Origin of the sequence: Mycobacterium innocens, from assembly GCF_900566055.1 — a bacterium.
Taxonomy (GTDB): domain Bacteria; phylum Actinomycetota; class Actinomycetes; order Mycobacteriales; family Mycobacteriaceae; genus Mycobacterium; species Mycobacterium innocens.
Map to the genome: position 1 here is coordinate 25,661 of NZ_UPHQ01000011.1, position 7,937 is coordinate 33,597.

The following is a 7,937-nucleotide window of genomic DNA, read 5'->3' on the forward strand; positions in this document are numbered from 1 at the left end:
TCGACCGAACCGGCGAGGTTCAAGCCTGTCCCCAGCGGTTCTCCCAGACGAACTCCGGGAGTGGCCGCGCGACGGCCCAGCCGTCCAACTCCAGCGCCGGCCGTTCCGGAAACTCGGGCACCGGGCCCAAACACAGCACTGCCACCGGTTCCGCATCGGGGGGGATCTCCAGCAGTGCCGCCAACCGTCGGGGATCGAACAGCGACACCCAACCCATGCCGAGGCCTTCGGCGCGAGCCGCCAGCCACAGATTCTGGATCGCGCAGGACACCGACGCCAGATCCATCTGGGGTAGTGTGCGCCGGCCGAAGATGTGCACGTCCCGGTTGTCGCACAGCGCCACCACCAGCAGCTCGGCGCACTCGAGAATGCCCTCGACCTTGAGCGCAAGAAACTCCTCGGCCCGTTCGCCCAGGGCGTGTGCCGTCCGCGCGCGCTCCTCGTCGACGAGGGCGTGGATGTCGTTACGCAGCGCCTCATCGGTGATCCGGATGATCCGCCAGGGCTGCATCAGACCGACACTGGGCGCGGCGTGTGCGGCGTGCAGCAACCGAGCCAGCACCTCTTCGGGCACCACGCTGCCGGGCACGAAGCGGCGCATGTCCCGACGTTCGGAGATCACGCGATACACCGCCTGCCGCTCGGCGGCGGTGAACGCGAATTCGGTCACCCGGTCATCGTAGAAAAGGTGCGGCCCGCGCGGCCCGGATCGGGGACTACCCGGATCAGGGACTGTAGGTAACTCCGACCGCGCGGAACACGTATTCGGGCGGCACGTCGAAGGCAAGTGACCGCAGCGGCAGCCGAGCCAGTACGTCCTCGCCGATGTCCGTTTTGAAGTGCAGCGACAGCTGGCCGTGGAACCGCGGGTCGACATCGGCGACGTCGAGATCCAGTTGCAGTCCCGTCGACGAGATCTCGGCGGTTGCGGCGCCGGTCTGCGGCGCGTCCCAGCGCACGTCGACGGCCCGGCCGGCCAGCTTGGGCAGCGACGAGAGCGTTCCCAGCACCCGCTGCTCGGTGAACGCCAGCGCGCCCGGGTAGCTGGCAATGCTGTGCGATACCCGCAAACCGGGAATTGCGCCGGTGAACCGCCTGGTGACCGCGACATACTCTTCGAGGTAGATGAGTCCTTCGGCTTCTAGCTGATCCCGCAAGTCGGCGGGTAGCTTGCCGATGCCGAACATTCTGCGAAAAATCACCGCCATGAGGCCAGTATGGGCCCGCTCGGGCCGGGCTGCACCGTCGCCTGGTATCCGTTGAACGTGATCCGTCGCCCGATCAGCGTGGCCGTGATGCTCGCGGCGGCTGCGACCGTCGGCTACGCCCTTTTGTGGGTGGGGCACCGCCAGGACTGGGGTTGGGTGCACGGCCTGGATTGGTCGTTGTTGAACGCCGCGCACGACATCGGGATCAAGCATCCGGCCTGGGTGGACTTCTGGGTCGGAGTGTCGTTCGTGCTGGGCCCGATCCCCATGCGGCTGATCGGCATGGTGATGGCGGTGGTTGCGGCGTTGCAGCACAAGGTGCGGATGGCGCTGTTGCTGTTGGCCTGTTTGCCGCTCAACGGATTGGTCACGATGGCCGCCAAGGATCTGGCCGGGCGGCCACGACCGGTGACCGAGTTCGTCGCCGCGCCATCGACCTCGTTCCCCTCCGGACATGCGCTCGAGTTGACGGCAAGTGTGCTTGCGCTGCTGATCTTCCTGCTGCCGTTGACGAGTCAGCGGTGGGTGCGCGTCGTCTCGGTCGCGGTGGCCGCGCTGGGTGTGTTGACGGTCGGCACCGCCCGGGTGGCTTTGAATGTGCACCACCCGTCGGATGTGATCGCGGGATGGTTGCTGGGATACGTGTATTTCCTGGTGTGCCTGTGGGTGTTTCGGCCGCTACCGGTAACGGGTGCGGAGCCGGCCCGGCTTGCCGAAGCCCGCTGACGCCCTGCGGCGCGGTGCTTTTCGCAGTGTCTCGGCGCAGTGATCCAACCGGTACTAAACCTTTACTTGACCCTGAGGTTTCGTCCCCTTGACGATGAACCGATGCACCGACTGGGAGCTGTACTGTGTGCTGCGGTGTGCCTGGCCGGAGCGGCCCTGGGATTCGCCCCGGTGACCGTCGCGGCGGGCAATCCGTGGTTCGCGAACTCGGTCGGCAATGCCACCCAGGTGGTTTCGGTGGTTTCGACCGGCGGCTCTACCGCGAAAATGGATGTGTACCAGCGCACCGCCGCCGGTTGGCAGCCCCTCAAGACCGGGATTCCCACCCATGTCGGTTCGGCGGGAATGGCGCCGCAGGCCAAGAGCGGTTATCCGGCTACCCCGATGGGCGTCTACAGCCTGGACTCGGCTTTCGGCACCGCGCCCAATCCCGGTGGCGGACTTCCGTATACGCAAGTCGGACCCAACCACTGGTGGAGTGGGGACGACCACAGCCCCACCTTCAACACGATGCAGGTGTGTCAGAAGGCTCAATGCCCGTTCAACACCGCCGAGAGTGAGAACCTGCAGATCCCGCAGTACAAGCATTCGGTGGTGATGGGCGTCAACAAGAACAAGGTGCCCGGCGGCGGTGCCGCATTCTTTTTCCACACCACCGACGGCGGACCCACAGCGGGATGCGTGGCAATCGACGATGCCACGCTGGTGCAGATCATCCGATGGTTGCGGCCCGGCGCGGTGATCGCGATCGCGAAGTAACCGGGGCCGTCAGTCAGCCAATGCGCGGCCCGGTCGCACGGTGAACCCCAGGTTGGCCACCGACATCGTCGCCTCGTAGGTGCGGTCGTATCCGGTGGCGCTGATCCGCCAACCGTCGGCAGTGCGCCGATACTCGTCGCGGTAGAACGCCGCGCCGATCAGCATGAAATTGGCTTCGGCAACGATGACGCGATCCTGCAGATACCAGCGGCCCGTGGCGGTGTCGCCGGTCACCGTGATCTCCGGGTGCGTCACCCGGTGTTCGGTGATGATGTTGGGCCCCAACGCCGAGCGCATGTATTGCACCACGTCGCCGCGGTTGGAAAAGTGCAGCTCCTTGCCCAGCGACGACCCATAGTCGCCGCGCACATCCTCGGTCAGGGTGTCGGCGAAGTCGTCCCAGTGCTTGGTGTCCAGGGCCCGCAGATAGCGGTACTTGATCCGTTTGATTGCTTCGACATCCTTGACATCGGCGACATCCGCGACATCCGCCGCCAGGGCCGCCAGGTCTGCAGGGTTCATCACGTCATTGCAGCACGTTCGCCGCCGACATTATCGTCGGGGCATGAGCCGATCCCGCTACGCCGGGTTGTCCCGCGCTGAGCTGGCAGTCCTGGTGCCCGAACTGTTGTTGATCGGGCAGCTGATCGACCGCTCCGGCATGGCGTGGTGCATCCAGGCGTTCGGTCGCGAGGAGATGCTGCAGATCGCGATCGAGGAGTGGGCCGCAGCCAGCCCGATCTACACCAAGCGCATGCAACAGGCGCTGAACTTCGAGGGCGACGATGTGCCCACCATCTTCAAGGGCCTGCAACTCGACATCGGCGCTCCGCCGCAATTCATGGATTTCCGCTTCATCGTCCACGATCGCTGGCACGGCGAATTCCGCCTCGACCACTGCGGTGCGCTGCTCGATGTCGAACCGATGGGCGACGAGTACGTCTTCGGCATGTGCCACACCATCGAAGACCCGACCTTCGACGCCACGGCCGTGGCCACCAACCCGCGGGCGCAGGTCCGGCCCATCCACCGGCCGCCGCGGGTGCCGCCCGACCGGGATCCGCACTGCGCGTGGACCGTCGTGATCGACGAGTCCCACCCCGAGGCCCGGGGCATCCCGGCGCTGGACGTCGTTGCGCAAAGTAAAGCTGCCCGTTGGGAATTGGCGGCCATCGACTCTTCCGGCGACGGACTGGCCGACTATGCGGGCCCGCTGCTGTCCGATCTTGACTTCGGTGCCTTCTCCCACTCGGCGCTGGTGCGGACAGCCGACGAAGTATGCCTGCAAATACACCTGCTCTACCTGTCGTTCGCCATCGCGGTCGGCAAACGCGCCGGCGCGGACACCGAACTGGCCCGGTCGATCAGCACCCGCCAGTTGATCGGGATAGCCGGGCTGGCCGCGGAACGCATCCACCGCGCACTGGCCCTGCCCGGCGGATTCGACGGCGTGTTACGGGTATTCGAGTTGCACCCGCTGTTCAACCCCGCCGGCTATATCGAGGCCGAGACGGCGGAGGACAGGTTGATTCTGCACCGCTCGCCGGGGCACGACGACGCCGCATGGATTTCGCTGTGCACACCCGAATCCGGACAACCGCTGCAGGCAATCGCCACCGCGGTCGACCCGCACGTCGCCGTCCGGGTCGGCGGGACGAACACCGAGTGGACCGCCGAACTGGTGAAAACCGAGACCCCGGCATCCGAATTGCCGGAGGTGTTGGTGGCCAAGGTAAGTGGCGGGTCGAGCTTCGTATTCCAGCTCAGGCGTTCGCTGCCGATAACCGCGGTCTGACCCCACGCCGTATGTCAAGGCGATGGCTGTACCTTTTCGGTGACGACACGGCATCGACCGCATACCAATGAGGTTGGGAGCGAACCCAATACGGTATGCCCGCGGCTATGGTTGACCCTGGCCTTCGACCCTATCGACGAAAGTATCCGCTCTATGTACGACCCGCTGGGGTTGTCGATCGGGACCACGAACCTGGTTGCGGCAGCTAACCAAAGCAGTCCGGTCGTCCGTCGCGCTGTGCTGACGCTGTACCCGCATTGCGCCCCGAAAATCGGTGTGCTCGGCGGTAACCCGGACGTGGCCGAGTCCGGCACATTGATGAGTGGGTTTGTGCAACGCGTCGGCGACTCGGTTGCCCTGGTGTCGCCGGACGGGTCGGCTCACGATCCGGATCTGCTGACGGTCGAGGCGCTGGACGCGATGGTGGTCGCCGCCGGGGCGGACGCGAGTTCGTCGGAGATCGCGATCGCCGTCCCCGCTTACTGGAAACCCGGAACTGTCCAAGCGCTGCGCAACGCCCTGCGCACGCACGTCGGCTTCGTGCGTAGCGGTATGGCGCCGCAGCTGGTCCCCGACGTAATCGCGGCGATGACGGCGGCGAACACCGAACTGGCTATCCCGGCCGGTGGCGTGGTCGGTTTGCTCGATTTCGGTGGCTCCGCCTCCTACGCCACTTTGGTGGAGACCGCGTCCGATTTCGAACCGGTAGGCGCCACACTGCGTTACGAGGATTTCTCCGGTGAACAGATCGACCAGGCGATACTGCTGCATGTCATCGACCGGCTCGGCCACGACGACATCGATCAGGCCGGCACCGCCGCGGTCGCCCAGCTCGGACTGCTGAAGGAACAGTGCCGAGAGGCCAAGGAGCGGTTATCCACCGACGCTGTCACGGAATTGGCTGCAGAGCTGGCCGGAACCAGCACTACGTTCCGGCTCACCCGGGACACGCTCGATGACCTGATCCAAGATCGGCTGACCGGTTTCATCTACGCGTTCGACGACATGCTGGCGCGCAACAAGGCGAGTTGGACCGACCTGGCGGCGGTGGTCACCGTCGGCGGTGGCGCCAGTATTCCGCTTGTCACTCAACGCCTTTCCTTTCACACCCGGCTCCCGGTGCTGACTGTTTCGCAGCCGGCCTGCGCGGCCGCAGCCGGTGCGCTGTTGCTGGCTGCCGGTGGACGAGAGCTGGACTTCCGCACTCGCACGTCCGTCGGGTTGATGGCCAGGGCTGCGGCCGCGTCCGGTACCGCCCTGATCGAGTTGCCCGCCGGCGACGTGATGGTGATCGACCAGGAGGCGGTGACCGATCGCGAGCTGGCCTGGTCGCAAACGGACTTCCCGGGCGACGTGCCGGTGCGGTTCGAGGGTGACTCGTACAACGAGGACGGCCCGTGCTGGTCGATGCGCTTGAACGTGATCGAGCCGCCCAAAGAATCACCGTGGCGCCGGTTGCGGTTCTCTCAGCTGCTGATCGGGCTCTCCGCGGTGGTGGCGATGACCGCGATCGGCGGTGTGGCATTCACCTTGACCGGCGTCGAGCGGCGCCAGGCTCCCGTGGTGCCCAGTGTGGTGCCGCCGCCCGCGCCCTCCGTGTCGCTGCGGCCGAGTGCGGCGGTGCCCAGCCCGGTCAAGCCGCCGCCCAGCTCGGTGCCGGTGCCCAGTGCGGCACCGGCCCCTACCAGTGTCGCGCCGCCACCACCGCCATCACCGACGTTGACGGCGCCGCCGCCGACGTCGACGCTGGCGCCGTCACCGGTGGTGACCACGACAACCGCGCCTCGGCTCACCACCACCACGAGTCCCCGGCCGACCAGCACCACCATGGCGACGCCGACCACGACGGCCGAGCCCGAGGACACCACGACCGAAGAAGCACCGACCACTACCTCGACGGTGAAGATGACCACGGAATGGTTGCACGTCCCGCTGCTGCCCGTGCCGATACCGATTCAGGTGCCGGCGAATCAGGCTCCGCAAAACCCGGCGCCGCAGACCCAGCAGCCTCAAGGGCCGCAAAACCCGTTCGCGAGTTCCGGCACCCCCTGAGCCGACTCCGCGCCTGGCAGTCAGCTTTGAGCTTAACCAGAACGGGTCCGCGACCTGCTGGACGCGAGTAGTGTCCGAATTGGGCACAACTTTATATAAGCGCCAGCTATTTGGATGTAACTAGTCGCACCAGCAATGCGGCGTGAGGATTGTCGACGGCGGCCGGCACGGTACGCTCGTCCGCCTTAGACCCCCATGGCTAGTTACCACATGGCCTTGGAGGGCCAGATGGACATCGTACTTGGGGTATCAATGGAGCCCTCGGCGGTCCGCTTGGTGCTGATCGAAGGCGAAAACGCCGATGGTGCCACCGTCGAGGAAGAGAGCTTCGAGGTCGCCGTGTCGCCGGACTCGGCGAATTCGGCGGCGGCCGCCGAGGCGATTGCGGCCATTGTCGGCACCCGCCAGGGCGCGGCCGAGGGCGGCTACTGGTTGACATCGACCGGGGTGACGTGGATCGACCCCGGCGGTGCCGGTGCGCTGCGTGACGAGCTTGCCGCCCGCGACATCGGAAGCGTCATGTTGGTCTCGCCGTTGCTCGCTGCGGCCGCCCTGGCACAGACCGTCGGCGCCGCGCTCGACTATCAGCACATCGCGATGCTGTTCGTCGAGGCCGGCAGTGCGACGATGGCAGTCATCGACGTCACCGACGGTTCGATCGTCGACCTGCATCGGCAGTCCCTTGGCGCCCACAGCGCCGTAGCGACCGAACTGGCGCCGATGGTCTCCGGTCTGGACGCGGCGGGTTCGCGGGCGGACGGGGTGTTCCTGATCGGTTGCGGGGTCGACATTGTCCCGGTCAAACCCGTGCTGGAGGGCGCGACATCGCTGGTGGTGAGCGTCCCCGAGGAGCCCGACATGGCGCTGGCCCGCGGCGCGGCGCTGGCGTCGGCGAATGCGCCGCTTTTCGTGTCGTCGACGGCCGCGCTGGCCTATGCGCTGGACCCGGGCACCGGCGAAGTGAATCCGCGCGCCCTGAGCCCGACCTACTTGGACGTCAGTGCTCATGCCCATCCCGGGCAGGGTGCCCTGGCCTACAGCGCCCTCGACGACGAAGACGACGAGATCGCTGGACGCCGCCGGCCGGTGAAGCTGGCCGGTAGCGCCCTGGCCGCGGCGGCGGCCCTCGCGGCCGGGCTGATGGTGATCTCGTCGGATATCCGGCCGATGGCAGCTCCGCAGCCCAGCCCGCCCGAGGGCGCGGTCACCACGGCCCCGGTCCAGGCGGGGCCGGAGACACCGCCGCAGGTGCAGTTGCCTGCTCCCAGCTCTGCGCCGGCGGCGCCGCCGGAGGCGGCCCCGCCTCCGGAGGCAGCTCCGCCACCGGCCTCGCCGGCGCCGCCTCCGGTGGTTGCCCAGCCGCCCCGAACGGCGGTCGATGCGGCGCCGGCGAGGCC

The 7,937-nt window shown here is 67.0% G+C and carries 8 protein-coding genes; 5 read left to right on the plus strand and 3 right to left on the minus strand.

Annotated elements, in window-relative coordinates:
- Positions 1–19 precede the first annotated feature (19 nt).
- Together bluB and EET03_RS01550 are read right to left on the minus strand one after the other, a co-directional pair.
- The gene (gene bluB, locus EET03_RS01545; RefSeq protein WP_063472989.1) at positions 20–670 is read right to left on the minus strand and encodes a 5,6-dimethylbenzimidazole synthase; all 651 of its coding nucleotides are present in this window, start codon (positions 668–670) and stop codon (positions 20–22) included.
- Between the two features lie 55 nt (positions 671–725).
- The gene (locus EET03_RS01550) at positions 726–1,208 is read right to left on the minus strand and encodes a hypothetical protein (protein WP_075543889.1); all 483 of its coding nucleotides are present in this window, start codon (positions 1,206–1,208) and stop codon (positions 726–728) included.
- A 57-nt stretch (positions 1,209–1,265) separates the two neighbouring features.
- Between EET03_RS01550 and EET03_RS01555 the strand changes: the two genes are divergently transcribed.
- Together EET03_RS01555 and EET03_RS01560 are read left to right on the plus strand one after the other, a co-directional pair.
- The gene (locus tag EET03_RS01555) at positions 1,266–1,934 is read left to right on the plus strand and encodes a phosphatase PAP2 family protein (RefSeq protein ID WP_075543895.1); all 669 of its coding nucleotides are present in this window, start codon (positions 1,266–1,268) and stop codon (positions 1,932–1,934) included.
- 102 nt (positions 1,935–2,036) lie between these two features.
- Positions 2,037–2,693, plus strand: coding sequence for a L,D-transpeptidase family protein (locus EET03_RS01560; protein ID WP_063472987.1), 657 nt, complete (start codon positions 2,037–2,039; stop codon positions 2,691–2,693).
- Between the two features lie 9 nt (positions 2,694–2,702).
- On the opposite strand, the gene EET03_RS01565 is transcribed toward EET03_RS01560, so the two are convergent.
- Entirely contained in the window at positions 2,703–3,215 is a 513-nt protein-coding gene (locus EET03_RS01565) for a nuclear transport factor 2 family protein (protein WP_075543890.1), read from the minus strand.
- A gap of 43 nt (positions 3,216–3,258) precedes the next feature.
- On the opposite strand from EET03_RS01565, the gene EET03_RS01570 reads away from it, so the two are divergent.
- The 3 genes from EET03_RS01570 to EET03_RS30000 all read left to right on the plus strand — a co-directional run.
- Positions 3,259–4,488: a hypothetical protein gene (locus tag EET03_RS01570; protein WP_122508711.1), complete on the plus strand. Its 1,230-nt coding sequence runs from the start codon at positions 3,259–3,261 to the stop codon at positions 4,486–4,488.
- A 153-nt stretch (positions 4,489–4,641) separates the two neighbouring features.
- The gene (locus EET03_RS01575) at positions 4,642–6,540 is read left to right on the plus strand and encodes an Hsp70 family protein (protein ID WP_075543892.1); all 1,899 of its coding nucleotides are present in this window, start codon (positions 4,642–4,644) and stop codon (positions 6,538–6,540) included.
- Positions 6,541–6,768: 228 nt separating this feature from the next.
- The coding region (locus tag EET03_RS30000; RefSeq protein ID WP_167470567.1) for a DUF7159 family protein at positions 6,769–7,937 on the plus strand (1,169 nt) is incomplete at its 3' end.

Coding starts and splice junctions, on each gene's coding strand:
- EET03_RS01550 (WP_075543889.1), bottom strand. CDS start 1,208: ATGGCGGTGATTTTTCGCAGAATGTTCGGCATCGGCAAGCTACCCGCC.
- EET03_RS01560 (WP_063472987.1), top strand. CDS start 2,037: ATGCACCGACTGGGAGCTGTACTGTGTGCTGCGGTGTGCCTGGCCGGA.
- EET03_RS01565 (WP_075543890.1), bottom strand. CDS start 3,215: ATGAACCCTGCAGACCTGGCGGCCCTGGCGGCGGATGTCGCGGATGTC.
- EET03_RS01570 (WP_122508711.1), top strand. CDS start 3,259: ATGAGCCGATCCCGCTACGCCGGGTTGTCCCGCGCTGAGCTGGCAGTC.
- EET03_RS01575 (WP_075543892.1), top strand. CDS start 4,642: ATGTACGACCCGCTGGGGTTGTCGATCGGGACCACGAACCTGGTTGCG.